General features: G+C 63.9%; 22 protein-coding genes, 1 tRNA gene and 3 pseudogenes. 13 read left to right on the top strand and 13 right to left on the bottom strand.

Going from position 1 to position 24,084, the window contains the following annotated elements; genetic code table 11:
* Positions 1-45: 45 nt before the first annotated feature.
* From ACIP1U_RS15090 to ACIP1U_RS15060, 7 genes are all read right to left on the bottom strand, one after another.
* A complete protein-coding gene (locus ACIP1U_RS15090; RefSeq protein ID WP_400316230.1) occupies positions 46-849 on the bottom strand; it encodes a transporter substrate-binding domain-containing protein in 804 nt (267 codons plus the stop codon).
* A gap of 225 nt (positions 850-1,074) precedes the next feature.
* Positions 1,075-2,133, bottom strand: a complete 1,059-nt coding sequence (locus ACIP1U_RS15085; protein WP_400316228.1) for a LacI family DNA-binding transcriptional regulator — start codon at positions 2,131-2,133, stop codon at positions 1,075-1,077.
* An 84-nt stretch (positions 2,134-2,217) separates the two neighbouring features.
* Positions 2,218-2,355: a hypothetical protein gene (locus tag ACIP1U_RS15080; RefSeq protein WP_400316226.1), complete on the bottom strand. Its 138-nt coding sequence runs from the start codon at positions 2,353-2,355 to the stop codon at positions 2,218-2,220.
* Between the two features lie 173 nt (positions 2,356-2,528).
* A complete protein-coding gene (locus ACIP1U_RS15075) occupies positions 2,529-3,503 on the bottom strand; it encodes a Bug family tripartite tricarboxylate transporter substrate binding protein (RefSeq protein ID WP_400316224.1) in 975 nt (324 codons plus the stop codon).
* Between the two features lie 98 nt (positions 3,504-3,601).
* The gene (locus ACIP1U_RS15070) at positions 3,602-4,360 is read right to left on the bottom strand and encodes an SDR family oxidoreductase (protein WP_400316222.1); all 759 of its coding nucleotides are present in this window, start codon (positions 4,358-4,360) and stop codon (positions 3,602-3,604) included.
* A gap of 58 nt (positions 4,361-4,418) precedes the next feature.
* Positions 4,419-5,105 carry a fumarylacetoacetate hydrolase family protein gene (locus tag ACIP1U_RS15065; protein WP_400316221.1) on the bottom strand — a complete coding sequence of 229 codons (687 nt, stop codon included), beginning with the start codon at positions 5,103-5,105 and terminating at the stop codon, positions 4,419-4,421.
* A gap of 27 nt (positions 5,106-5,132) precedes the next feature.
* Complete coding sequence (locus tag ACIP1U_RS15060; protein WP_400316219.1) at positions 5,133-6,086, bottom strand: 2-hydroxyacid dehydrogenase; 954 nt, start codon at positions 6,084-6,086, stop codon at positions 5,133-5,135.
* Between the two features lie 111 nt (positions 6,087-6,197).
* Between ACIP1U_RS15060 and ACIP1U_RS15055 the strand changes: the two genes are divergently transcribed.
* Positions 6,198-7,349: a citrate/2-methylcitrate synthase gene (locus ACIP1U_RS15055; RefSeq protein ID WP_400316217.1), complete on the top strand. Its 1,152-nt coding sequence runs from the start codon at positions 6,198-6,200 to the stop codon at positions 7,347-7,349.
* 81 nt (positions 7,350-7,430) lie between these two features.
* Here ACIP1U_RS15055 and ACIP1U_RS15050 read toward each other — a convergent pair whose 3' ends face one another.
* From ACIP1U_RS15050 to ACIP1U_RS15040, 3 genes are all read right to left on the bottom strand, one after another.
* Positions 7,431-8,162 carry an MBL fold metallo-hydrolase gene (locus tag ACIP1U_RS15050; protein ID WP_400316215.1) on the bottom strand — a complete coding sequence of 244 codons (732 nt, stop codon included), beginning with the start codon at positions 8,160-8,162 and terminating at the stop codon, positions 7,431-7,433.
* Positions 8,163-8,264: 102 nt separating this feature from the next.
* On the bottom strand, positions 8,265-8,768 hold the full coding sequence (locus ACIP1U_RS15045) for a hemerythrin domain-containing protein (protein WP_400316214.1): 504 nt from the start codon (positions 8,766-8,768) through the stop codon (positions 8,265-8,267).
* Positions 8,769-9,039: 271 nt separating this feature from the next.
* On the bottom strand, positions 9,040-10,059 hold the full coding sequence (locus tag ACIP1U_RS15040) for an IS30 family transposase (protein ID WP_400316212.1): 1,020 nt from the start codon (positions 10,057-10,059) through the stop codon (positions 9,040-9,042).
* Between the two features lie 54 nt (positions 10,060-10,113).
* Between ACIP1U_RS15040 and ACIP1U_RS15035 the strand changes: the two genes are divergently transcribed.
* Positions 10,114-10,188, top strand: a tRNA-OTHER gene (locus ACIP1U_RS15035).
* A gap of 344 nt (positions 10,189-10,532) precedes the next feature.
* Positions 10,533-12,736 (top strand): annotated as a pseudogene (locus tag ACIP1U_RS15030) (transglycosylase domain-containing protein).
* Positions 12,737-12,808: 72 nt separating this feature from the next.
* On the opposite strand, the pseudogene ACIP1U_RS15025 reads toward ACIP1U_RS15030, so the two are convergent.
* Positions 12,809-13,231 (bottom strand): annotated as a pseudogene (locus tag ACIP1U_RS15025) (ParA family protein); the annotation flags it as partial.
* A 53-nt stretch (positions 13,232-13,284) separates the two neighbouring features.
* Between ACIP1U_RS15025 and ACIP1U_RS15020 the strand changes: the two are divergent.
* The 3 genes and pseudogenes from ACIP1U_RS15020 to ACIP1U_RS15010 all read left to right on the top strand — a co-directional run.
* Positions 13,285-13,915 (top strand): annotated as a pseudogene (locus tag ACIP1U_RS15020) (ISKra4 family transposase); the annotation flags it as partial.
* A 165-nt stretch (positions 13,916-14,080) separates the two neighbouring features.
* The gene (locus ACIP1U_RS15015) at positions 14,081-14,311 is read left to right on the top strand and encodes an AbrB/MazE/SpoVT family DNA-binding domain-containing protein (protein WP_400316210.1); all 231 of its coding nucleotides are present in this window, start codon (positions 14,081-14,083) and stop codon (positions 14,309-14,311) included.
* Positions 14,301-14,729, top strand: a complete 429-nt coding sequence (locus ACIP1U_RS15010; protein WP_400316208.1) for a PIN domain-containing protein — start codon at positions 14,301-14,303, stop codon at positions 14,727-14,729. Before ACIP1U_RS15015 ends, ACIP1U_RS15010 begins: the two co-directional genes overlap by 11 nt.
* Before the next feature lie 371 nt (positions 14,730-15,100).
* Here ACIP1U_RS15010 and ACIP1U_RS15005 read toward each other — a convergent pair whose 3' ends face one another.
* Together ACIP1U_RS15005 and ACIP1U_RS15000 are read right to left on the bottom strand one after the other, a co-directional pair.
* Positions 15,101-15,364 (bottom strand): hypothetical protein, encoded by a 264-nt coding sequence (locus ACIP1U_RS15005; RefSeq protein WP_400316206.1) that lies wholly within the window; start codon positions 15,362-15,364, stop codon positions 15,101-15,103.
* A gap of 626 nt (positions 15,365-15,990) precedes the next feature.
* On the bottom strand, positions 15,991-16,668 hold the full coding sequence (locus ACIP1U_RS15000; RefSeq protein ID WP_400316204.1) for a GntR family transcriptional regulator: 678 nt from the start codon (positions 16,666-16,668) through the stop codon (positions 15,991-15,993).
* Positions 16,669-16,839: 171 nt separating this feature from the next.
* Between ACIP1U_RS15000 and ACIP1U_RS14995 the strand changes: the two genes are divergently transcribed.
* The 7 genes from ACIP1U_RS14995 (at position 16,840) to ACIP1U_RS14965 (ending at position 24,084) form a co-directional block, all read left to right on the top strand.
* Positions 16,840-18,021, top strand: coding sequence for a pyridoxal phosphate-dependent aminotransferase (locus ACIP1U_RS14995; RefSeq protein ID WP_400316202.1), 1,182 nt, complete (start codon positions 16,840-16,842; stop codon positions 18,019-18,021).
* Positions 18,021-18,764: a 5-oxoprolinase subunit PxpB gene (gene pxpB, locus ACIP1U_RS14990; protein ID WP_400316200.1), complete on the top strand. Its 744-nt coding sequence runs from the start codon at positions 18,021-18,023 to the stop codon at positions 18,762-18,764. Before ACIP1U_RS14995 ends, pxpB begins: the two co-directional genes overlap by 1 nt.
* The gene (locus ACIP1U_RS14985; protein WP_400316198.1) at positions 18,761-19,774 is read left to right on the top strand and encodes a biotin-dependent carboxyltransferase family protein; all 1,014 of its coding nucleotides are present in this window, start codon (positions 18,761-18,763) and stop codon (positions 19,772-19,774) included. Before pxpB ends, ACIP1U_RS14985 begins: the two co-directional genes overlap by 4 nt.
* A 26-nt stretch (positions 19,775-19,800) precedes the next feature.
* On the top strand, positions 19,801-20,553 hold the full coding sequence (locus ACIP1U_RS14980; RefSeq protein ID WP_400316196.1) for a LamB/YcsF family protein: 753 nt from the start codon (positions 19,801-19,803) through the stop codon (positions 20,551-20,553).
* Between the two features lie 29 nt (positions 20,554-20,582).
* Positions 20,583-22,172, top strand: a complete 1,590-nt coding sequence (locus tag ACIP1U_RS14975) for an ABC transporter substrate-binding protein (protein WP_400316194.1) — start codon at positions 20,583-20,585, stop codon at positions 22,170-22,172.
* A gap of 74 nt (positions 22,173-22,246) precedes the next feature.
* On the top strand, positions 22,247-23,236 hold the full coding sequence (locus tag ACIP1U_RS14970; RefSeq protein WP_400316192.1) for an ABC transporter permease: 990 nt from the start codon (positions 22,247-22,249) through the stop codon (positions 23,234-23,236).
* An 11-nt stretch (positions 23,237-23,247) separates the two neighbouring features.
* Positions 23,248-24,084 (top strand): ABC transporter permease, encoded by an 837-nt coding sequence (locus ACIP1U_RS14965; RefSeq protein ID WP_400316190.1) that lies wholly within the window; start codon positions 23,248-23,250, stop codon positions 24,082-24,084.

Raw genomic sequence — 24,084 nt, 5'->3', positions numbered from 1 at the left:
CTGGCACACCGGCTGACGCCGGCGCGCGACATCAGACGGCGTGGTTCAGAACGTTTGCAGCGTGGGCAGCGCCTTGCCGGTCCACTTCTGCGCAATGGCATCGAGCTCGCCATTGAGCTTGACGTAGGAGATCGTGGTGTTCAGCCACTGGCGCAGTTCGAAGGCATCCTTGCGCACGGCCATCGAATTCGGCTGTACCGAAAACGCGAACTTGGCGTCGAACTTGCCGGCGCCGCGCGCCTTCATGATCTCGTTGCCGGTGCTATTCGGCAGGGCGATGGCGTCGACCTGGTTGCTGATCAGCGCCTGCGCGCAGGTGGCATCGTCCTCGAAGCGGACGATATTCATGCCGGGGACGGCCAGCCGCGTCAGCGCGGTGTCCTGCGTGGTGCCGCGCGTCACGCCAACCTTCTTCTTGCCGAGTTCGGTCAGCTTGGCGTACTTCGCAGCGGTGGGCGCAAAGATGGTCAGCTCGAACGCGCTGTAGGGCGCGCTGAACATGATGGCCCGCGCCCGTTCGGGCGTCGGCGCCAGCGTCGCGACCAGAAAGTCGACCTTGCCGGCCTCCAGCGCCGGAATTCGGCTGGGCGAGGTGAGCGGGACGATATCGACCGGCACGCCGAGGTACTTGCCGAGCAGGTTGGCCACGTCGACGTCATAGCCGGCGGGTTTGCCGGTGGCGTCCGTGGTGCCGAAGGGCGGGGCGCCGCTCACGACGCCGATGGTGACCTTGCCCTTCTTGACGATCTCGGCGACCGTCTGCGCCTGGGCGGTGAAAGCGGCGCTGGCAAGGACCAGCAGAGTCAGCACGGGCGCGGCTACGCGGCGCAACAAGCGTTGAACGTTCATCTATGTCTCCTGCACGTATAGGGGTGTCGCTGGCGTCGCAGCGTTGGCAAGTACCGTCTTGAAACCGGTTTCAGAATTATAGGAAACCGGTTTCAGAGATCCAGCAGTGGAAACCCTTACGATCAGGCCGGAGCGGGAAATGGACGCGTTACCGCACCCGCTACGCTGCTGCGGCGGGTCTGTGCGTAGCTTGCGCGCGCACCCCGGACGGCGGCGGGGGAGGGATCAGCCGCGGCGGGTAGAGCCGCGCGTGACCAGCGTGCCGGGCAGCAGGACCCGGCGCGGCGGCAGTTGGGCGCCTTGCAGGCGCTCGATCAGGCAATTGGTGGCGACGCGCCCGATATCGTCGGTGGGCTGGGAAATCGCGCTGAGGCCAGGGCCGACCAGCGCAGCCCATTCCGGGTCATCGAAGCCAATCAGTCCGAGGTCGGTGCCGAGCTGCCACCCCAGCCTGGCGGCCGATGCGGCCACGCGCAGCGAGATCACCGCGTTGGCCGCCAGCACGGCAGCGGGCGCCTCGCCAGCACGGCGGCGCAGATCGCGCAGCGCTTCATCCAGGACATCGTCGCCACCCCTGTGGGCTTCGAAGGCGGTCCCGCTGACCGTGTCCGCGTGCTCGGCGACAAAGGCCTGGAAGGCGCGGGCCCGTTCGTTGCGCGAACTGATGGCCTTGATCGGCTCGCTGACAAAGAGCACGTGCCGATAGCCGGCTTCGACCAGGTGGCCGGCGGCTTCATGGACGGCGCTCAGGTTGTCGAGCGCCACCAGGTCCACCTCCGCATCGCCGACCTTGCGGTCGACCAGCACGACTGGCTTGCCCAACTGCGCCGCATCGGCCAGCGCGCCGGCATCGTGACCCAGCGTGTGCAGGATAAAGCCCTCAACCCGGTAGGCCGACAGCGAGCGGATCGCCTCGCGCTCCAGTTCCTCGTCATTGCCGAGATTGAACAGCATCACCATGTAGCCGGCGTCGCGGCAAGCCTTCTCCACGCCGCGCAGCACGGCCACCGAGAACGAATTGGAAACATCCGCCACCACCAGCCCGATCAGGCGTGACTTGCCGCGCTTGAGCCCCTGCGCCATGGGACTGGGGCTATAGCCAAGCGCGCGGATGGCCGCGGCCACGCGCGCTTCCACGTCCGCGGACAACTGCTCGCCGCCCCGGTTCAGGTAGCGCGAAACGGTGGCCTTCGAGACGCCCGCATAGTCGGCAACGTCCTGGATGGTGAGCTTCTCTGCGGGTTTCAGGTCGAGAATTGGTCGGGGCACAGGGCGCGGGGGCATTGGATTCGGGTCTAGGTGAAACCAGTTTCACAATTATGCCTCGGCATGCCGGGATTTGGCAGCACCCGGCATCCCTGATGCACTTCACACGATGTGAAGACCCGACCAGACCAGATAGACAAGCCCTGCCGCCACCACGAAAACCGACAGCAACGCATAGTAGCGAGCCCCGTGACATGGCTGTTCCGGATGCCCTGGCTCGTGAAAGATCACGTTTCGCATGCTGCTCTCCCGTTCAAAAGGAGTCTGATGCAGTTTACGCGCTACCGGACCCAGTCGGCGTATCGGCCCCGAGAGGCACGTTGCCGGCCACGCGTTGGCGACGTTGAATGGCGCAACGCGTGGCAAGCAGGTCGACTTACACGCTCCTGGCTCTCCTGTTTCCAGAACGACCGCTATTCCGGCTGGATTCCCGCTTCTTTGACGACTTTCCCCCACTTTGCCAGGTCAGACTTGATCAACGCCGCGTATTCCTGTGACGTGCCGCCCTTGACCTCGATCCCTGCCGCTTCCAGCTTGGCGCGCACCTCGGGCAATTTCAGCGCGGCATTGATCTCGGCATTCAGCCTGGCAATGATCTCTTTCGGCGTTCCCGCGGGGGCCAGGAAGCCGCCATTGGTATTGGCGTCATAGCCCTTGAGGCCTTGCTCTTCAGCAGTCGGCACATTGGGCAACGCCTTGGAGCGGTTGTGGGTGGAGACTGCGACGGCGCGGACGTTGCCCGATCTGACCTGCTCCTGGATGGCGCTGATGGTGTCGATGTAGAGCGAGGTCCGTCCGGCGATCAGGTCGGGATGGGCGGCGGACGACCCCTTGTAGGGCACCAGCAGTACGGGTGCCCCGCTTACCATACGGAACATTTCGGCGGCCATTTCCTGCGCGCTGCCACGGCCGGAGGTGGCAACCTTGGCCTCGCCGGGATTGGCCTTCATCCAGGTGACGAGCTCAGGCACCGTCTTGACCGGGAGTTTCGGGTAGACCGCAAACACCAGCGGGATTTCATGGGTGTAGACGATGGGCTCGAAGCTCTTTTGCGGATCCCATCCCAGGTTTTTGAAGAGGAATTTGTTGATGTTGTGGCTGCCGCCCACGATGCCGATTGTGTATCCGTCGGGCTTGGCGTTGGCCAGCACCGCAGTGCCCAGGTTATTGGACGCGCCCGGACGGTTCTCGACGATGAACGGTTGGCCAAGCTTGACTGAAAGCTTTTCGCCGACGACCCGGGCGATCAGGTCGATGCCACCCCCCGCTGGCGCGGGGACGATGATGGTGACAGGTCGTGCCGGGTAATTCTGTGCCGATGCCAGGCCGGGCGCGATGAGCAGCGCGGCGGGCACGACCAATGTCTTGATCAGGGTAGTGAACTGCATCGTTGTCTCCGTTTGTTTCTGGTTAACTCGTGTCAACTCTGGTGACGCACCCCTTCGCCATGAGGGCTGGGGTGCGGGTCCCTGGGGCGCAGGCCCATTCAGCCGCGCCCGACGAATGGCATGGCACTGGCCATGACGGTCATGGTCAGCACGTTGGCCTCCAGTGGCAGCGAGGCCATATGACGCACGGCATTGGCGACGTGGCTGGCGTCCATCATGGGCTCGGGTGCGGTCGTTCCGTTGGCCTGCAAGACGCCGCGCGTCATGCGCTCGGACAGGTCGGTCAAGGCGTTGCCGATGTCGATCTGGCTCGCAACGATGTTGAAGGCGCGCCCGTCCAGCGCCAGTGCCTTGGTGAGGCCAGTAACGGCGTGCTTGCTGGCGGTGTACGGCGCCGTGCAGGGACGCGGCGTATGCGCCGAGATGGAGCCGTTGTTGATGATGCGCCCGCCCTGCGGCGATTGACTGCGCATGAGTCCGAAGGCCGCCCGCGCACAGAGATAGACGCCGGTGACGTTGGTGTTGATGACGTTGAACCAGTTGTCCAGCGGCAGCTCGTCCATCGGCACGGCCGGTGCATTGACACCCGCGTTATTGAAAAGCAGGTCCAGTCGCCCGAACTCGCGTTCGATCGCGTCAAACAAGGCCTGCACGCGTTCAGGGTCAGTCACGTCGGCAGGCATGGCCACCGCGGTCTGCCCGCGCGCGGCAGCTTCGGCGGCCAGCGCTTGCAAGGGAGCGGGGCGACGGCCGGCCAGCACGACCGTCCAGCCGTCGTTGAGCAAGCTAATCGCGGTAAGGCGGCCAACACCGCTACCAGCACCCGTAACAAGGGCAATCTTTCGGGAAGCGTTCAAGGACGGTCTCCTGCAATGAGGTTGGAACGAAGATCAGGTATGAGGGGGCCTTGCGCCATCAGCGGGTGACAGTCACTGAGAATTCGCCAATGCCGGCCACGCTGGCGCTGACGACGTCACCGGGATGCAAAGGCCCCACGCCTGCTGGCGTGCCGGTAAAGATGAGATCGCCAGCCATCAGCATCACGGAGCGCGACAGCATGGCAACGAGTTCGTGAACCGGCCACAGCAGCCCGGACAGGTCGGCATGCTGCCGTTCGACGCCGTTGACCTTCAGCGCTATCGCCCCTTCCCGGAGATGCCCGCAGTTGGCCGCGGGCACGATCGGGCTACAGGGCGCCGAGTGGTCAAAGGCCTTGGCTGGTTCCCAGGGTCCGCCCACGCGTTTGGCCTGCTGCTGCAGGTCGCGGCGCGTCAGGTCGAGCCCGACGGCATAGCCCCAGATATGGCGGTCCTCGGCCTGCGCCGGCTCGATGTCGCGGCCGCCACGCCCGATGGCGACCACCAGTTCGACTTCGTGGCAAAAGTCTCCCGTTCCCGGCGGATAGGGCAGCCGGTCCTGGGCGGGCACCACGGCGGTGGCGGGCTTCATGAACCATGCGGGCATTTCCCGTGGCGCGGGTTCGTCAGGAGACCACCGGTAGTTGCGCCCGATGCAGAAGACCCTCGCGACGGGAAACCGCGCCGCGCGGCCGCAGACGGGCAGGGCGGGCGTGGCCACGGGTGGGAAAACGAAATCGGTCATGTTGGGTGTCCGTGACTGAACCCGCGCTCAGGTGGTCAGGCTCATGGCGGGACGGCTGCCGGCCAGCGCCTGGGCGACGCTGTCGAGCACCATCTGCGCCATGGCGGTACGGGTTTCCCAGGTGGCGCTGGCGCGGTGGGCCTGCAGCGTCGTGCGGTCGGACTGGCGTAGCGCCAGGGGAACGCGAGGCTCGTCCACGAATACGTCCAGCGCGGCGCCCGCGATGCGGCCCGCGGCGATGGCTTCGGCGAGATCGACCTCGTTGACCAGTCGGCCACGTGCCACGTTGACGAGAAAACCGCGGGGGCCGAGCGCATCCAGCACGGCGGCGTCGACGATGCCTTCGGCCTTGTCGGCAGCCGCGCACAGCACCAGCGCATCGCTGTCGTGCGCAAGCTGGCGCAGATCTGCCACAAACTCATGCGGCATGTCGTCCATGCGGTGCAGGTCGGTATAGCGGATGGGACAGCCAAAGGCGGTGGCCCGCGTCGCGACCGCGCGGCCGACTCGCCCCATGCCCACGATGCCGACGCGCATGCCGCTGAATCGCCGGGCAAGCGGGATGGCGCTGGGCTGGGGGTGCAGCTCCCATTGGCCGTCGCGCACAAAGCGGTCGCCGGCGCAGATGTTGCGGCAGGCTGCGATCAGCAAGCCGATGGCCAGGTCTGCCACGTCTTCGGTCAGCGCGCCCAGGGTGGCGGTGACGGGCAGGCCGCGTTCACGGCAGTAGGCCAGATCCACCGCATCCGTCCCGACGCCATTGACGGCGACCACTTTCAGGGCGGGCAACTGTTCCAGCATCGCCCGGGAGATCCCGGTGTGCCCACCGGTAATGACGGCCTCGATGGCGGCGCCATGCTCCCGCAGCCAGGCGTCCTGGTCCGCGATCTCGAAGAGTTTGTGAACCTGATAGCGGGTGGCGAGTTCGTCATTGGCCGCCGGGATCAGGATGGGATTGAGTTGCAGGATCTGTGGCTTCATGTCCGGATGCAGTCAGGTGGTTAAAGGTTGACTGCATGGTGGAATAAGTTGATTTGATAGGCAATCTTGATATATAAAATCAATATAAAATTGTCTCAACCACAAATTATCATGGGATCCTGGATATCGATGGGGGAGGCGTGCAAGCGCCTTGGCGTTCGGCCGCAGACGATCTATGCCTATGTCAGCCGCGGCAAGCTGGAAGTCACTTCAGACCCCACGGACACACGCCGCAGCCTGTACCGCGCCGAAGATGTGGCAAACCTGGCCAGGCGCAAGCAGGCCGGACGCAAGTTTGAGACGCTCGCAACCAATACGTTGTTTGGCGCGGAGCCCAGCATCCCCACTGCGCTCTCCACGTTTGTGCGGGAGCGGCTGTACTACCGCGGCCAGGACGCGGTGATGCTGGCTGGCTCGGCGAGCCTGGAAGACGTGGCGCGTTTGCTCTGGAATGCCGACCAGCCCGTCGACTTCTCATCGACCGCCCGCTGCGGCAAGCCGGGGCGTGTTGCGGCGTTCAGGGCCTTGGCCGAGTTGGCCGCCACGGGCCACTCCACCCATGGGCGCATGACCCGAGTCTTGCATTACGAATGCCAGAGCCTGGTGGGTCTGTTGGCCAACAGCTTTGGCGCGCATGCGGGACAACAGCCTTTGCACTTGCGTTTTGCGCAAGGGTGGAAGCAATCCCCGCACGTGGCGGATCTCCTGCGGACCGCAATGGTGCTTCTGGTCGACCACGAGCTGACAAGCTCGGCCTTTGCCGCGCGCATTGCCGCGTCCACTGGAGCATCCCTGCCGGCCTGCCTCCTGTCCGGCCTGACCACACTGTCCGGTCCGCTGCATGGCGACGCCTCGGGCCGCGTGAAGGCGCTATTCAATGAACTGGACCGACAGGGCGAGGATCAGGTGATCGCCCACCACCTGTCCGCTGGCTTACCGTTGGCTGGCTTCGGGCATCATCTCTATCCCGAAGGCGATCCGCGCGCGGCTGCGCTGCTGGCCCTGTTCGATCCGCCCGAAGTCATCGCCCGTTTTATCGAGAAGGCGACTCGCCTGACCGGCTTGCAACCCAATATCGATGTCGCCCTGGCGGCCTTGGTTACCCACTGCGGGCTGCCTGACGACGCAGCGTTTGGCATGTTCGCCACGGCACGGAGCATCGGACTGTTGGCGCATAGCCTGGAGCAACTAGGTGTTGGGCAAGTGATACGTCCGAGAGGGCGTTATGTCGGGAAAGCGCCCGAAAAAGCGGCCGAGGGCTGACTCGTGGCAGGGCCTCGCTACGCGCCACCGGCGCATGCGCGGCATGTTGTGCAGTACAACAACTCAACTTGCGCGTAGCACCTAGCCGTGTTCGATGCTGTCGGCAAGCGCGAGCAACAAGGCCGCGCCATCGCCGCGCCAGGCGCTGCCGTGCATGCAGGCCAGCGTTGTCGGCTGCAATGCAGCGAGGCGTTCCAGCATTGCGCGGGCGTTCTTGGTGTGCGAGAAGTAGTCCATCTTGCGACGAAACGCCTCGCTCGGATCGAGGATGTCACCCTCGGTCAGCGGCGGGGGATGCGAGCCGCCTTGGGTAAACAGGTCCCCACAGAGCAGCGTTGCCGACGTGGTCTCCATGAGGAACCCGCACTCCCATGCATGCGGTAGATGCGGTGTATCCAGCCAGCGCACGCTGTGCTGTCCGAGCGAGATCGTCTCGCCATCATCCAGCGCGCGCGGCGGCCGGTCGGCATAGTCACTAACCGAGACCATGGCCGCGATCTGGCCGCACAGTGGCTCCGCACGCGGCGCGGCCGCGAGAAACTCATTGAGCGCTCCGCACTCGTCAGCCTCGAAATGCGAGAAACCAACATAGCGCAATCGATCGACTGGCATGATCCGCTCGACTGCTTCCCTGACAACCGGAAACAACCTGCGCAGACCACTATGAAATAGCAGCGGCTCGTCGTCGTCGATCAGGTACTGGTTGAAAGAGAATCCGCCCCCGCCAGGGATCTCGAGCGGAGTGGAGATGCGATAGATGCGGTCGGCAATCTCGTCGATTCTTGTACCGTTCGGAAGGGATATGGTCGCCATGGCGCGCTCCTTCTTGGGCAACTGACGTGGTCCGAGCTCGGCCAACTCGTCGGTGTACGTTCGACGATTGTCTACCATCCAGGTGCAGCGTCAAGGGAAGGGTCAATGTACGTTTTCTCCAAACAGGGGATCCGGGCCATCCGGAACGGTGCCCGCGACTTCCGCCCAATCCGCTTCGGTCAGCCGTTGCGCGGCACGCGGCATGACCTGTTTTTCCTCAGTGGAAAGATGATTGCGATAGTAGGCAAGGTACATGGCGGCGGCGGCTTCGAGGCCCGTCCGCGACGTGATGACGTCGCTTTCTGCTTCACGAAGCCGGCTGAGCAGTTCCTCGCCCACCGCGGCAATGACGCGATGCTCTTGCAGAAGCCGACTGACCACAATCTGCATATCCGGGGATCGCTCAACAAGCAGGGCGTATGCAACATCCTCGCGAGGGTGGTGAACGCAATCGCCATAGTTGCGCATGTAATCGATGATCGTACCCATCAAGCCGTAGTCTGGCGGCTCTTCCCGGTAAAAGGCGTTGACCTGCTCTTCCAGCAGGTCAAGCAGGCCGGCGAAATTGATATGGTCGGAATGCCAGACGGCAAGCTGGTTGGCCATGGCGCCCTCGGGGGAAAACTGGTCACGGAAACCGTTGCGTCCAAATTCATCGGAACTGCAACATTTAAGTAACAATAGTCTTCCCTCACAGCGTGGGGCTGATCCAGGTCAAAAAGACGTCTGTTCTGGCCCGCGTGCTACCAGACGAGCACTGGAGCCGAGGATCGCCATCGCTTAGTTTCTTCTTTCGGCCGGTGCGCAAGCGCAAAGTGGCCGTATGTCGAAAGTCGCACAATTGCGGTTTCAAGTGCGAAGTGCAACACCCCGCAAGTTATTGAACAGGAAGCCGGTCCGAGGGATTAGCCAGGACCTGAGCGAGGACTTGCAATGGGTTGTGCCAGTTCAGGGTTTTGCGAGGCCGGGCGTTGAGACTGTCGGCGATGGCATCAAGGTCTTTTTGAGAGTGGACGGATAGGTCGGTGCCCTTGGGTAAGTACTGGCGCAGCAGACCGTTGGTGTTCTCGCAGGAGCCGCGCTGCCAGGGGCTGTGCGGGTCGCAGAAGTACACGCGCACGCCGGTGGCAGCGCTGAGTTCGGCGTGCCGAGCCATCTCGCGGCCCTGGTCGTAGGTCAGCGTCTGGCGCAGCGGCGCGACCAGGGATTGCAGCTTGGCGGTGAAGCCCGCCAAGGCCGAAGCAGCAGTAGCGTTTGGCATCTTGACCAGCAGTACGGCGCGGCTCATGCGCTCGACCAGCACGCCCACGGCCGATTGGTTGCCCGCGCCCTTGATGAGGTCGCCCTCCCAGTGCCCGGGCATGAGCCGGTCGTTGACCTCGGGCGGGCGCACATGGATGCTGACCATGTCGGGAATCTGGCCGCGCCGGTCAGTGCCACGCGAGCGCGGTAGGCGCTTGGCGCGGCCCTGGCGCAGGCAGGCGATAAGCTGGCGGCGCAGTTCACCTCGCGGATAGGCGTAAATGACGTTGTAGATGGTTTCGTGGGACACGTGGCGGTCGCCGTCGTCAGGGAAGGCGCGTTTGAGCGTAGCGGAGATTTCCTCTGGCGACCACTTCTGGTCGAGGAAGTGGCGCACCACGCCCCACAGCACACTGTCGGGAGCAAGCTTGGGGGCTGGACGACTGGCTTGGCGGCGTTGCGCACGGCAGGCTTGCGCGGTCATCGCGCCATAGCCGCCATGCGCGGCGGCGTTACGGCGAAGCTCACGCATCAAGGTCGAAGGCGCGCGGCCAAGCCTGCGGGCCATGGCCCGCAGACTGACGTTCTCGGCCTTCCAAATCTCGATGCGCATGCGTTCTTCGGGTTGTAGTTGTTGGTACTTCGTTCTTGTCATTCACTGCACCTTACCGGATGGCAAGGTGTTGCACTTCAGATTTGAGGCCGCCCTCGGCGGCATAGCGCAGTGGAAGCGCGCGGGTCTTATTCTCCCCCGAGGCCGGTGGTTCGATTCCACCTGCCGCAACCCCATTACTTGCTTCGCCGGCTTTTATGACCAGGGAAGAGGAGGGCAGCGAGCAATAGACCTCCGACGGTCAGAATAAGAATGTCCTGCATGCTTTTCGCCTCCCAAAGATGCAAATCGAGCGGGTCAATCTAGTCGCTCCCTCGTCGTGGTGCTATCGGTCTTTGTCCGACAAGCTTTCGTGGGAAGGCCCAAGACCCATGTTCACACTGCCACGAATGACTCTGTCCAAATGAAACAGATGTAATCGATTGTTAGCGCTGCGCCGCGCATCCACGTTTGGCACCAGACGCATCCCAGCGCTTTGGTACGATCCCGCTCTTTCCGCCAAACGTCCCGCCACCGTGAATCGCCGCCCTGTATTGTTGTTTCGAGCGTATTGCGCGCGGTGGCTCATCCGTATCCGACCGTTGGTCGTTGCCGGCGTCACGGCGGCAGGACGCGTCTTCAAGGGCGCGCTGGGACGCATGCGGCGGCCGACGCGGCGCGGCGTCATGCTGACCCTCGCCGCGGTGCCCCTGCTGTTCCTGCTGTACGTGCTAGCGCTCGTGCCGTTTACACCTGGTATCGACGATATTCGGAAGGCTCGCATCGACCGCCCGGCGATCATCGTGTCGGTGGACGGCAGAGTGCTCGACGAATTCAAACCGGTCAATCGCGAGTGGGTATCGCTCAGGCAGATCTCGCCGTACATGCTGGATGCATTGATCGCAACCGAGGACCACCGCTTCTACGAGCATCACGGCATTGACTGGCTGCGCATGGCGGCGGCTGCGCTGCATACGTTCTCCGGCGAACGGCAGGGCGGCTCGACGATCACGCAGCAACTCGCGCGCAACCTGTATCCCGACAAAGTCGGCCGCGCCCCGACCTTGGCACGCAAGATCAGGGAAGCGATCACGGCGCTCAAGATCGAAGCCGTGTACAGCAAGGACCAGATCCTTGAGACGTACCTGAACAATGTGCCGTTCCTGTACAACGCCTACGGCGTGGAAATGGCGGCGCGCACCTACTTCGGCAAATCGGCCCATCAGCTCGATATTCTCGAAAGCGCGACGCTGGTCGGCATGCTGAAGGCCAACAGCACTTACAACCCTGTTCTCAATCCGGCGCGCGCCATGCAGCGGCGGAACACGGTGCTAGGGCAGATGAACAAGCACGGGAAGCTCAGGCCCAATGCTTACATCTGGTTGAGCCGACAGCCCCTCAGGGTCAATTTCGAGGTGCAAGCCGCGCCGCGAAGCGCCGCGCCGCATTTTTCAGTGCAACTGCGCAAGTGGCTGATCGCATGGGCCGGGCGCAACGGCTACAACATCTACGCCGACGGGCTTGTCGTGCGCACGACCATAGATTTTCGCCTGCAGGCAATGGCGTTGCAGGCGGTGAACTGGCAGGCGAGCCAGCTGCAATGGATCGCGAACGGGGCATGGAACGAACGCCGGGGCTGTCAGCCAGGCAACGACCTGTTCCGGACATTTATGCGGCAAACGCCCGAATATCGCGCCGCACGCGATGCTGGCCAATCGGATCAGACGGCGCTCAGGAACCTCGGCCGGAACCTGACGTTCGTCCGTGACCTCTGCCGAAGCAAGACGCAGGTCCAGGCGGGTTTTATCGCGATCGATCCGCGCAACGGCGATATCAGGGCATGGGTCGGTAGTCGCGATTTCACAGACGCACCGTTCGATCACGTGCAGCAGGCCCGGCGTCAGCCGGGTTCGACGTTCAAGCCGTTCGTCTACGGGGCGGCGTTCGCAGACGGCGCTCGGCCGGGCGACACGATCGTAGACCGCAGCGTTGCCATTCCACTGAAAGGGCAGGCCATCTGGCGGCCCACCGACGCGGAGCCGTCTACCGGCCGGCGATGACGCTGCGCGACGCGCTGGTGTATTCGCGCAACCGCGTTACCGCTCAGCTCATGCAAAAGACACGCCCCGAAAAAGTCGCACGCCTTGCGCGCGCGATGGGCGTGCGCGAGAGTGCGCTTGAACCGGTGCCGTCGCTAGCGCTCGGCACGAGCCCGGTCACACTCAAGGAAATGGTCTCGGCTTACAGCACGATTGCAAACCGCGGCGCCTATGTCGAGCCGCGCATGGTCACCCGCATCGAGGATCACGAGGGCAAGGTCCTCGCCGAATTCGGGAGCGCATCGCCGAAACAGGCACTGCCCTCAGCTGCGGCGCAAACGCTCGTCGATGTGATGCGCGACGTCGTGGTCCGAGGCACCGGGGCGGACATCCGGACGCGCTTCGGAATTCGCGCCGACGTGGCGGGCAAGACGGGCACGACGCAGGCCAATGCCGATGGCTGGTTCATCCTGATGCATCCCCAACTGGTCGCGGGCGCGTGGGCGGGATTTGATGATGGACGTGTGACGCTCGGCGACTACTGGGGGCAGGGCGCGCGTAGCGCCCTGCCGATGGTAGGCGCGTTCTACGATATGGCGCTGCGGGCACGGGTTGTCGACCCGGAGGCGCGGTTCAGCCCTGAGGCCCGGACGCCTCGTGAAGCCCAGGCGCGGCAGCATCGGCACTTCCTGTTCTGGTAGTACTGACCACCGCCAGCGCCTGGTGCGCGTCCGCGAAGCAGGGTGACCCTGACCGCGGCGCACGTGTAGTTTTCAGCCAGCCAACTCCCGGTGCAACGCCACGTATTCCTGCGCGAGCTTATGGCGCGGATCCAGGTGAATCATGGGAGTAGCGTGCTGGTGCGATTCCCGAATCTTTACCGAGGAAGACAGCCGCGACGCAAGGACCGGCAGCCCCTCGCTGATCAGTTCTTCGACCAGCTTTATCGGCAAGCTGGCGCGCGGCTGGAACTGGTTGATGACGATGCCCTCGACCTGCAGCGCGTCGTTGTGGTCTTGCTGGATTTCCTTCACGTTATCGAGCAGCGTGTACAGGGCACGGCGCGAGAAGTCATCGCAGTCGAACGGGATCAGGCAGCGCTCCACGGCAATCAGCGCAGAGCGCGTATAGAAATTCAGGGCTGGCGGTGTGTCGATGTAAATGGCGTCGTAGACCGACTCCAGTTCCAGCAGGGAGACCGCGCCAAAACAGGGGCAGACGACCGGACCGCCACGGGAGGAGGGCGGCCATGCGTATCAGCATGCAACTCGTAGTGCACGATGAGGGAGACGAACCAGCGAACCAGCCACCATCACCGAAATAGCGCAGTTCGAGAGAGACGGCCTTGATGTGGGCTCGCTGGGCCTGCATCTGGAGGAGGCGAAATCATTGCTGGGTCGGCTGCAGCGCACGATGGTCGCGGCACAGGTTGCCGAGGCAGTTGCCCGGACCAGCGTTTGTCCCACGTGCGGTGCGCAGTTGGCTTGCAAGGGCCACGGCGCCAGGTCACCACGCTCGGTCGCCGGCTGGAAGCCGAACAGGCCACCGACGCCCGGCAGCAGGCGGACGTGGCCGCGAGCGTCCGCTCGCCCGAGATCCCCGAGCCCAGTCCGATCCGCGCGGTCGGCATTGACGGCGGCTACCTTCGCCTGGCCAGCCACCGGCGCCGCCAGGACGGCTGGTTTGAGGTGATCGTCGGGAAGTCCACTACGGGATCAGGATGCCGGTCATAGTTTTGCCTACGTACGCAGCTCGGAGCCCCGGCCGGCCGATCGTATGTGGAATTCCTTCTACGTGAAGGTCTGCAACCCAGTCAAACGGTGACCTTCCTGTCGGACGGCGGGGAGACCGTACGGTCGAGATGGCTTGATGGTAGCTGCGCGTCTGGGAACGACGCCGTGGATTTAACCGATTGACCCCTATGAAGTGCCGAATTAAGCGCTTGATGCCCAGAGGCCATCTCGCCAAGTGCCAGCGAAGGGCGTTACTTGTCTTTTTTCTATTTGGATATACAATATTAACCGTGTATATCCAAGGAGTGGATCATGCAAGTTGCGAAATGGGGCAATAGCCTTGCCGTCCGGCTGCCCGCTAGCGTCGTCGAGGCGCTCGGTCTAAAGGAGGGCGATGACATCGAAATTTACGCCGACCAGTCCGGAGCGTTCTCTGTAAGCAGGAAGCCAACTGTGGGCGAGCGTATCGCCCGCCTGCGCAGCTATCGGGGGCGTCTACCCGCCGATTTCAAATTCGACCGGGAATCGTTGAATGAGCGTTGAGGTTCCCAGCCGGGTTGCAGTCGATAGCAACGTCATCGCGTACCTGTTCTCAGGTGACGCAGCGAAGGCGAATAGGGCAGAGGCGATTCTGTTGTGTGAGCCGAAGCCAGTGATCAGCACACAAGTCATGAACGAAGTCACGCTGGTGCTGTGGCGGAAGATGAACCTTGAGTGGCGTGAGATCAATGCCTTGATGGGCGATGTGGAGGCGTTCTGCGAAGTCGTGCCAGTTAGGCTGGACATCCACAAGGAAGCCCGGCGCATAGCTGAGCAGTACGGTTTTCGGTTCTATGACGCGTGCATCGTGGCGTTCGCGCTGAGCGAGCAATGCGAGGTGCTCTTCAGCGAGGACATGCAGCATGGCCAGGTTATATTCGGCCGGCTGACGGTGATCAATCCCTTTCTGTCGCCGAGCTAGTTGAACGCTGAGCGGTTAGGCTTATAGCAGCTTATAGCGTGCGGCTGTTTTTTTGGTGATCGGGCGGACAACGATGCGGAGGTCCTGGCTGCACTGAATTGTGGTAGTGGGTGTCGACGAAGAGAGTTCGGCGAGCGGATAGGCACAATGGCCGCTTCTGTTAAGGGTTTTTCACAACCGACCCGGTCCGATGACTGAGCCGGTTCGAAGTTCAGGCCCCGGGGCCGACCGCGATTGTTGAGTATGCGCCCGACACGTCTTACAAATGCCTCTTTGACATAACGTCCGTAGAGCGAAATTTTGCTGATTGCCGGGGCGTTATGTTTGATTGGGGGAGAAGGGCAGGGGTGTCTGCCAGCGCCGCCGGCACCTCAGCCGGCGGTCGGTGCGCAGGCGTTGGGCAGGGCAGAAAAATCGAAATGCGCAGCGGCATACAGGGCATTGCACGCCCAGACTTCCTCGCCGTTCTTGTAGAAAGTGACCCACTTGCCGTCGCTGATGCAATGGGCACCGGGAAACACCTCATCGTGGCCGTTGCTACCGTCCAGCGGGAAGGGGGCGTGAGGCACGGCCCAGTAGTGGCCGCTCGGTAAGGCTTCAATCAATTTCCGGGACATACTTTTCAGCACCGCCATGCGGTGTCACGTAACGCATCAGTCCACCGCCGCAGCAAAATGGATCGTGTCAATCCCGCCAAGGCGTGACATCGTCGCGAAACAGCCTCGTGTAGGCTCGCTGCCCATCGCCTCTTGCTTATACAGCTTAATTTTGGCCATGGCGCCATACCTCCGCATCGCTGTCCGAGCACTCGGCGTCGGTGCCATCACTGTGATCATCGCCGTTGTCTCACGGCAAGTCTATCTGCGAGTCGCCGCGGAAGCTGACTTAGCCGGCGCGGATGAGGAAAACCCGCGGCAAATGATGTTGATCAGCTGCGAGAGCGCTGCACCACCGTCTTCAGAATCGGCACGGTTCCGACACTTCAAATGCTGACGCGCCCCCGCGCGCTCGTTGTCGGGAGTCCTGAGCGCGAAGAGCGCGTGATCCGGCAGCAGTTCACGCTGTTCGCGTGTCCACTACCGGAAGCTCAGAGGATTTTGGGCGCGCTTCGTTTCCTGCTTTGACGACCCGAACTGTGGCCCAAAACTCCGCATTGCGGCCCAATCTGTTGCATTTTGAAGCGCTGCCTCAGCAAAGATTGCAACACTCGAAGTCGGGTCACAAAGGTGCGCATATACCAATGCTGGCACTGTACGCGAGCCTACCACCGCGCAAGCTTCTCAATAATGGACGCGCGGATATTATCGATGTGCTCGGCGGTGCGGGCCGCCGCTTCCTCGGCATCGCCGCGTTCAAGCGCGCCAATCATGGCCAGGTGCTCATGACAGACGGGCCCCAGGCGCCTGTCGAGCCGTTTCAGCGAGAACATGCGCGTCTTGCGTCGAACTTCCGCAATGATGCTGGCCAGCATCTCGTTGTCACAGTACTTGCAGATGACACCGTGCAAGTCGGCGTCGAGCACCTGGTGCTCCGGATTGCCTGGCTCGTTGTGCTCGAGCAGTTCCTCCACTCGCTGGCGCAGCCTCGCCAGTTCCGCCTTGGGAACCTGACCCGCCGCGCGTGCCGCGGCATCGGGTTCCAGCAGGCGGCGCACATGCAGGGCTTCGAGAATTTCCTGCACGGTCACCTGCCGCACGAACAGGCGGCCGTTTGCCCCACGCTCGAGCAGGCGTTCGCCTTCGAGCCGATGCAAGGCCTCGCGCAGTGGCGTGCGCGAGAAACCGAGCTTGCTGGCGAGGGCGCGCTCCTGGATAGGGTCTCCAGGATGCAGTTCACCGGAAACCAGCAAGTCGAGCACAGCCTCGTAGGCAAGGTTGCCGAGCGCACGTTCCTTCGGCACCTCGTCGGCCAGCGGATCGGCGTCGGGCAGGGTCTCCATGGCGGGCGCTGAATAGGCGAGGGCAGTTTTTTTCGTCATACAGCGAAGTATGGCACGGGGTTTGCTTGAATGCCAGTGGTATACCAATGGCATTCATTCGGAATGCCGGTATGACAACACGCGATTTTCATGCCGACTCCTTCTGCTTCCCGTCTCTCCCAGCGCCTCGCTATGGCGCGTCCTTCCGCCACCGGCGCCATGTCCGAAGCCGCCAGGCGGCTTGCCGACGCGGGCAAGCCGGTCATCAGCCTGTCGGAGGGCGAACTCGATTTCGACACGCCCGCCCATATCCAGTTGGCCGCGATCGAGGCAATGATTGCCGGCCAGACGCGCTATACCAGCGTGGCCGGTACGCCCCAACTCAAGGCGGCGATTGCACGAAAACTGGCACGCGACAACGGTCTGCACTATGACGATGCAGAAATCATCGCCGGCACGGGTGCCAAGCAGATGTTGTTCAACGCATTGCTGGCGACCGTCGATGCAGGGGATGAGGTCGCGGTCACGGCACCCTACTGGGTGTCGTACAGCGATATGGTGCACATCGCGGGCGGCACGCCGGTGCTGGTCACCGCCGCGCCCGCGGACGATTTCAAGCTCACGCCCGCGGCGCTGCGTGAGGCGCTTACGCCGCGTACCCGCTGGGTGATGCTTAACTCGCCCTGCAATCCTTCGGGGGCCCTGTACTCGGTAGACGAGTTGCGCGCTCTGGCCCGTGTGCTGCGCGACTATCCCGATGTGCTCGTGATGTCGGACGAGATCTACGAAGAGATCGTGTTCGATGGCGTGTTCGTGTCGTTTGCGCAGGCGGCGCCCGATTTGCGCGACCGCACGCTCACTATCAACGGCGTATCGAAGGCCTATGCGATGACGGGCTGGCGCCTGGGCTACGCGGCAGGTCCCGCCTGGCTGGTGAAAGCCATGGCGCTGTTGCAATCGCAAAGCACCAGCAATCCAAGCGCGATCAGCCAGGCCGGCGCGGTGGCCGCGCTCGACGGTCCACAGGAATTTCTCGATGGCTGGCGTGGCCGGTTGCGCGCGCGCCGTGACCTGGCGCTGTCGATCCTTGCCGATGCCGCGCCGGTGCTGACCATGGGCCGTCCGTCCGCGGCGTTCTATCTCTATGTGGACTGCAGCGCGGCGATCGGCATGCGCACACCCGATGGCGCGTGCATCGAAGCCGATACCGACTTCGCGATGTACCTGCTCCATGCCGTCAACGTGGCCGTCGTGCCCGGTTCGGCCTTTGGCCTGGCGCCCTTCGTTCGACTCGCGTATGCCTTGTCCGACGACCGCCTGCGCACCGCGTGCGAGCGCATCGTAGGCGCTTGCGCCGCGCTGGAGCGCCCGTGATGGCCATTGCGCAACCAGACGGCGCAACGATGGGGCTGACGGACTGGCGCATCGAGCCGGTCGGCGACCGTTGCCTGCAGATCCGCTTGGGCGATCAGGTCAGCGTGGCGGTCAGCCAGACCGTGCATGCGGTGACCGAATGGCTGCTGCGGCAGCGATGGAATGGCGTGCGCGATGTCGTGCCCGCGTTCACCACGATCGCCGTGCATTACCGGCCGGAGATGTTCCCGCGCGACAAGGGTTCCGCATTCGCGCAGCTGTCGGCGCGTATCCGGGACGTGCTGGTCGACGGCGTGCCGGCCGTTGTCCATGCCGGCCGCTTGGTCGAAGTGCCGGCCTGCTATGGCGGCGAATATGGGCCTGACCTCGACGACGTGGCGCGTGCCTGCGAGATCGACACCGATGAAGTGATCCGATTGCACAGCGCAACGCCGCTGGTGCTCTATACATTCTTCTTCTCGCCTGGCAATCCGTTTGCCGGGCCCTTGCATCCGCGCCTGAACGTGCCGCGCCGCAGTACGCCGCGCACGCTGGTCCCGGCCGGCTCGGTGGCGATTGCCAATGGCATTTCATCGATCTATCAGGACGCGTCACCCGGTGGCTGGAATGTGATCGCCCGCACACCGTGGAACCTGTTCCACGTCGACCGCCAGCCGCCAACGCGCTTGCAACTCGGCGACCAGCTGCGCTTCGTGCCGATCTCGCCGGCCGAGTTCGACGCCATGCTGGAGCCACGGCCATGAATACGATGCGCGTGGAACGGCCGGGCATGTTGTCGTTGCTCCAGGATGGGGGGCGTTATGGGTACCAGCGCTTCGGCGTACCGGTCAATGGGGCGATGGACGAGTGGTCGCACCGGCTGGGCAATGTGCTGGTCGGCAACGAACCGGAAAGTGCCGCGCTTGAAATTACCCTCAAAGGTCCGACCGTTCGCTTTTCTCAGGACACGCTGATCGCCGTGACGGGCGCCGACATCGCCGTGACGGTGGGGGGTGTTCCGCTGCCAATGTATCGCCCCGTGATGGTGCGGCATGATGTCCCGGTCGCGTTTGGTCATTGCCGTTGTGGCGCGCGGGCCTATCTCGCCGTGCGCGGCGGCTTTGCACCGGAAGCGGTGCTGGGCAGCCGCAGCACCAATATGCGCGCGAAGTTCGGCGGCGTGGAGGGCCGCACGTTACGCGCCGGCGACCGCGTCGCCGTGGCGTCTCCATACCGCGAAATGCTGCCCCTCGCCCGCATGATGGTCCAGAGCGCCATGTCGTGGGTGGCGGCACCTCAGCCCGCTGGCGCACTTGGCTGCGCCACGGGAGATGGCGGCGAGACGGTGCGCTTCCTGCCCGGTCCGCAGTGGGAACGCTTCACGCCGGCGGCACGCAAGGCCTTTGAGCAGGCGGCGTTCACGGTTTCGAGCCAGTCCGACCGCATGGGCTATCGCCTCGAGGGGCCAGCGCTTGCGCTGACGTCACCGCTCGAGATGGTGTCGGAGGCGGTCAGCTTCGGCACCGTGCAGGTGCCGCCCCGCGGCGCCCCCATCGTGCTGATGGCCGACCGCCAGAGCGTGGGCGGCTACCCGAAGATCGCCTACGTGATCAGCGCTGACCTGCCGCGGCTGGCCCAGGCCATGCCGGGCACAGCGCTGCGGTTCCGCGCCGTGACGGCCGAGGCCGCCCAACGCGAACTGCTTGCCACGGAAGACCGCTTGCGCGCCGTCGCCCTCGACGCCGCACACCTGCTAGGCCTTTCCCCCCAATAACACGAGGAACACGAGGAATCCAATCGATGCCGACTCTCGATATCAACTGCGACATGGGCGAAAGCTTTGGCGCCTGGCGCATGGGCGACGACGAAGCGATCCTGCGCCACGTCACGTCTGCCAACATTGCCTGCGGCTTTCACGCCGGCGATCCCGACGTCATGCTGGCCACGGTGCGAGCTGCCGCCAATGCCGGCGTCGCCGTCGGCGCGCACCCGGGCCTGCCCGACCTGCAGGGTTTTGGCCGCCGCGCGATGGCGATGAGCGCGGCCGAGGTCTACGCGCTGACCGTCTATCAGGTGGGTGCCATGCTCGGCGTGACGCGCGCCGCTGGCGTACCGCTGCACCACGTGAAGACGCATGGCGCCCTCTACAACATGACTGCCCGCGATGCCGCGCTGTCCACCGCCGTGGCCGAGGCCGTGCGCGACGTGGTGCCCGGCACGCTGATCTATGTCGCCAACGCCAATATGGCCGCGGCCGCAAAGGCCGCGGGCCTGCGCGTGGCCAACGAGGTCTATGCCGACCGCTCCTATCAGGACGATGCCACGCTGACGCCGCGCTCGATGCCGCACGCGATGATCGAAGATGTCGAGGCGTCGATCGCCCAGGTTCGTCGCATGGTGCTCGATGGCAGCGTGCTCGCGCTGTCCGGCAAGTCGGTGCCGATCGCGGCCGACACGCTGTGCATCCACGGCGACCAGCCCGGCGCCGTGCTGTTCGCCGAACGTATCCGCAAGGCCCTCGCAGCCGACGGCATCGCCGTCCAACCGCTTTAATTTCCCCCGCTTCCACAGGTAACCGATCCATGTCCTCCAAGCTGCCCCTGTCCGCCACGCGTCTGCTCAAGATCGCTGCATGTTCGCTCGCCCTGACCCTCGGCGTTGCCGCCACTGCCCACGCCCAGACCCGCGGCGGCACGCTGCGCGCCATCGCCCAGCCTGAGCCGCCCACGCTGATGCTGGGCCTGAACCAGCAGACGCCCACACAGTACGTGGCAGGCAAGATCTACGAAAGCCTGCTGACGTGGTCGCCAGACATGAAGCCGCAGCCGGGCCTGGCCAAGTCGTGGACCATCTCGCCGGATGGCAAGGTCTACACGTTCGAGCTGCAGCAGAACGTCAAGTGGCACGACGGCAGGCCGTTCTCGTCCGACGACGTGGTGTTCTCGATCGACAAGTTCCTGCGCACGGTACACCCGCGCGCCCGCGTGGTGATCGACCAGTTCGTGCAGTCCGTGCAAGCGCAGGGCCCGAACAAGGTGGTCATCACGCTCAAGGAGCCCTTCGCGCCATTCCTGAAGTCGTTTGTCAGCGATAACATGCCGATGGTGCCGAAGCACATCTATGACGGCACCGACTACGCGAAGAACCCGGCCAACCAGACGCCGGTGGGCACCGGTCCGTTCATGTTCAAGGAATGGAAGAAGGGCGCCTACATCGTGCTCGCACGCAATCCGAACTACTGGCAGAAGGGCAAGCCCTACCTGGACGAAATCGTCTTCAACGTGATCCCGGATGCCGCATCGCGCGCCGTGGCATTCGAGCGTGGCGACGTGCAGGTGGTGAGCGCCGGCGACGTGGACAACGTCGATATCAAGCGTCTGCGCGCGCTGCCGAACGTGCAGTACACGACCAAGGGCTGGGAGATGTTCTCGAAGCTGGCCTATATCCAGATGAACCAGCGCAAGGCGCCGTTCAACAACGTGAAGGTGCGCCAAGCCATCATGGAGGCCATCAATCGCAAGTTCGTGGTGAACAGCATCTTCTTCGGGCTGGGCAAGGTGGCCACCGGCCCGATCTCGTCGACGACGCCGTTCTACGACGGCAAGGTGCCGGCCTACGGCTTCGACCTCAAGAAGGCGCGTGCGCTGATCAAGGAGTCGGGCATCGATCCGTCGAAGCACACGATCCGCATCCTGTCCTATCCGTACGGCGCAACGTGGGACCGCCTCGGCGAGTACACGCACCAGTGCCTGGAGCAGCTCGGCTTCAAGGTCGAGATCGAGTCCGCCGATGCCGGCACCTGGGCCAAGCGCGTGTCCGACTTCGACTTCGACCTGACGTTCAGCTTCACGTCGCAGTATGGCGACCCGGCCCTCGGTGTGTCCCGGCTCTACCTTGCGCGCAACCAGGTCAAGGGCTCGGCCTTCGTGAACAACCAGGGCTATGTGAACCCGGCCATGGATGCGTTGTGGGACAAGGCTGCCGCGGCAACGTCGGACAGCGAGCGGCAGCAGCTCTACTCGAACATCCAGAAGACGCTGGTGCAGGAGGTGGCCAACGGATACCTGTTCGAGATGGAGCTGCCCACGCTCTATAGCGGCAAGGTGCACAACCTGATCCAGACGGCCATCGGCCTGAACGACACCTTCGCCGACGTCTACCTCAGCAAGTAATGCCCGTTGCAGGACGATGCACCGCCAAGGCGGCGGTGCATCGGATGTTCCAGTCCCAAGAAGGATACGATCGCGTGGAAAAGGCACTCTCCATCCTGATCGCCAGGCTAGGCAAGGCGTTGTTCGTCGTGCTGGGCGTGGTCATCATCAATTTCATGCTGGTGCGCATGGCGCCCGGCGACCCGGCCGCGGTGCTGGCCGGTGAGTCCGGCGCGTCAGACCCGGCCTATGTGGAAGAACTGCGCAAGGAGTTCGGCCTTGACCAGCCGCTGCCGGTGCAGCTTGGCCGCTATCTCTGGGGCGTGGCCCATCTCGACCTCGGCTACTCGTATCGCGAGCGCCTGCCGGTGCTCGACCTGATCCTCGACCGGCTGCCGGCCACGCTGTTGCTGATGTCGTGTGCGTTCGTGTTTGCGTTGGGATTCGGCGTGCTGTTCGGCGTCATTGCGTCGCGTGCGCGTTATGCGGGACGGCGGACCTGGCTCGACAGCGTGCTGATGACGGGATCGCTGCTGATCTATGCGACCCCGCAGTTCTGGCTTGCACTGCTGGCCATCCTGTTCTTCTCGCTCCATCTCGGCTGGCTGCCGCCGTATGGCATGGAGGCGGTGGGCGGCAACCTGTCGGGCTGGGCGCGCGTGTGCGATATCGCCCACCACCTGGTGCTGCCGACGGTGTCGCTCGGCTGCTTCTTCATGGCCGTCTACGCGCGGCTGACCCGCGCGTCGATGCTCGAAGTGCTTGGCATGGACTTTATCAAGACCGCGCGCGCCAAGGGCGTGCCGCTTGGCGAGACCATCCGCCGCCACGCCTTGCGCAATGCGCTGCTGCCCGTGGTGACGTTCGCCGGGATCCAGCTCGGCCAGATGGCCGGGGGCGCCGTGCTGACCGAGACCGTGTTCGGCTGGCCGGGCATCGGCCGGCTGATGTTCGATGCGCTGATCCAGCGCGACTACCAGCTGCTGCTGGGCGTATTCCTGGTCACCTCGACGATGGTGGTCGTCTTCAACCTGCTGACCGACCTGGTCTATCGCCTGATCGACCCGCGCATTAGCCGGGCCTGAGGAGCTGCAAGATGTCCTTACTGAAACCCTTTGGCGCCAACCGCGGCGCGGCCGTGGGCCTGGTGCTGCTGCTCGTCGTGATGGTGACCGCGGCACTGGCAACCACATTCTATGAAGATCCGCCGTGGATGATGGTGGCGGACCCGCTGCTGGCGCCGTTCCAGGACAGCGCCTATCCGCTGGGCACCGACATGCTCGGGCGCGATATCGCCGCGGGCATTGCCTATGGCGCCCGCGTCTCGCTGATGATCGGTGTGATCTCGACGCTGGTTGCCGTGCTGATCGGCATTGTGGTCGGCGCGCTGGCTGGCTACTACGGCGGCCGCACCGACGACTGTCTGATGCGCGGCACCGAGTTCTTCCAGACCATTCCGCAGCTCGCGATGGCACTGGTGCTGGTGGCAATCTTCAAGCCCTCGCTTTATTCGATCGTGGGTGCAATCGCGATCGTGTCGTGGCCACCCGTGGCGCGGCTGGTGCGCTCCGAGTTCATGACGCTCAAGGAGCGCGAATTTGTGCAGGCAGCCGTTGTGATCGGGCAATCGCCGGCACGGATCATCTTCACGCAGATCCTGCCGAATGCCGCGTCGCCCGTCATCGTCACGGCGTCGCTCATTACAGCGACGGCAATCCTGACCGAGTCGGCGTTGTCTTTCCTTGGTCTTGGCGACCGCAACCTGATGAGCTGGGGCTTCATGATCGGTGCCGCGCGCACGATGCTGCGCGAGGCCCCCTGGATGAGCCTGTGGCCCGGCATCGCAATCATGCTGACGGTGCTCGCAATCAACCTGATCGGCGAAGGGCTCAAGGACGCCCTGAACCCGCAACTGCGCAAGCGAGGAAGCTGA

This window comes from Cupriavidus sp. NPDC089707 (assembly GCF_044748965.1).
In the GTDB taxonomy this organism is placed as follows: Bacteria; Pseudomonadota; Gammaproteobacteria; order Burkholderiales; family Burkholderiaceae; genus Cupriavidus.
This window is presented reverse-complemented; position numbering and strand designations above follow the sequence as displayed.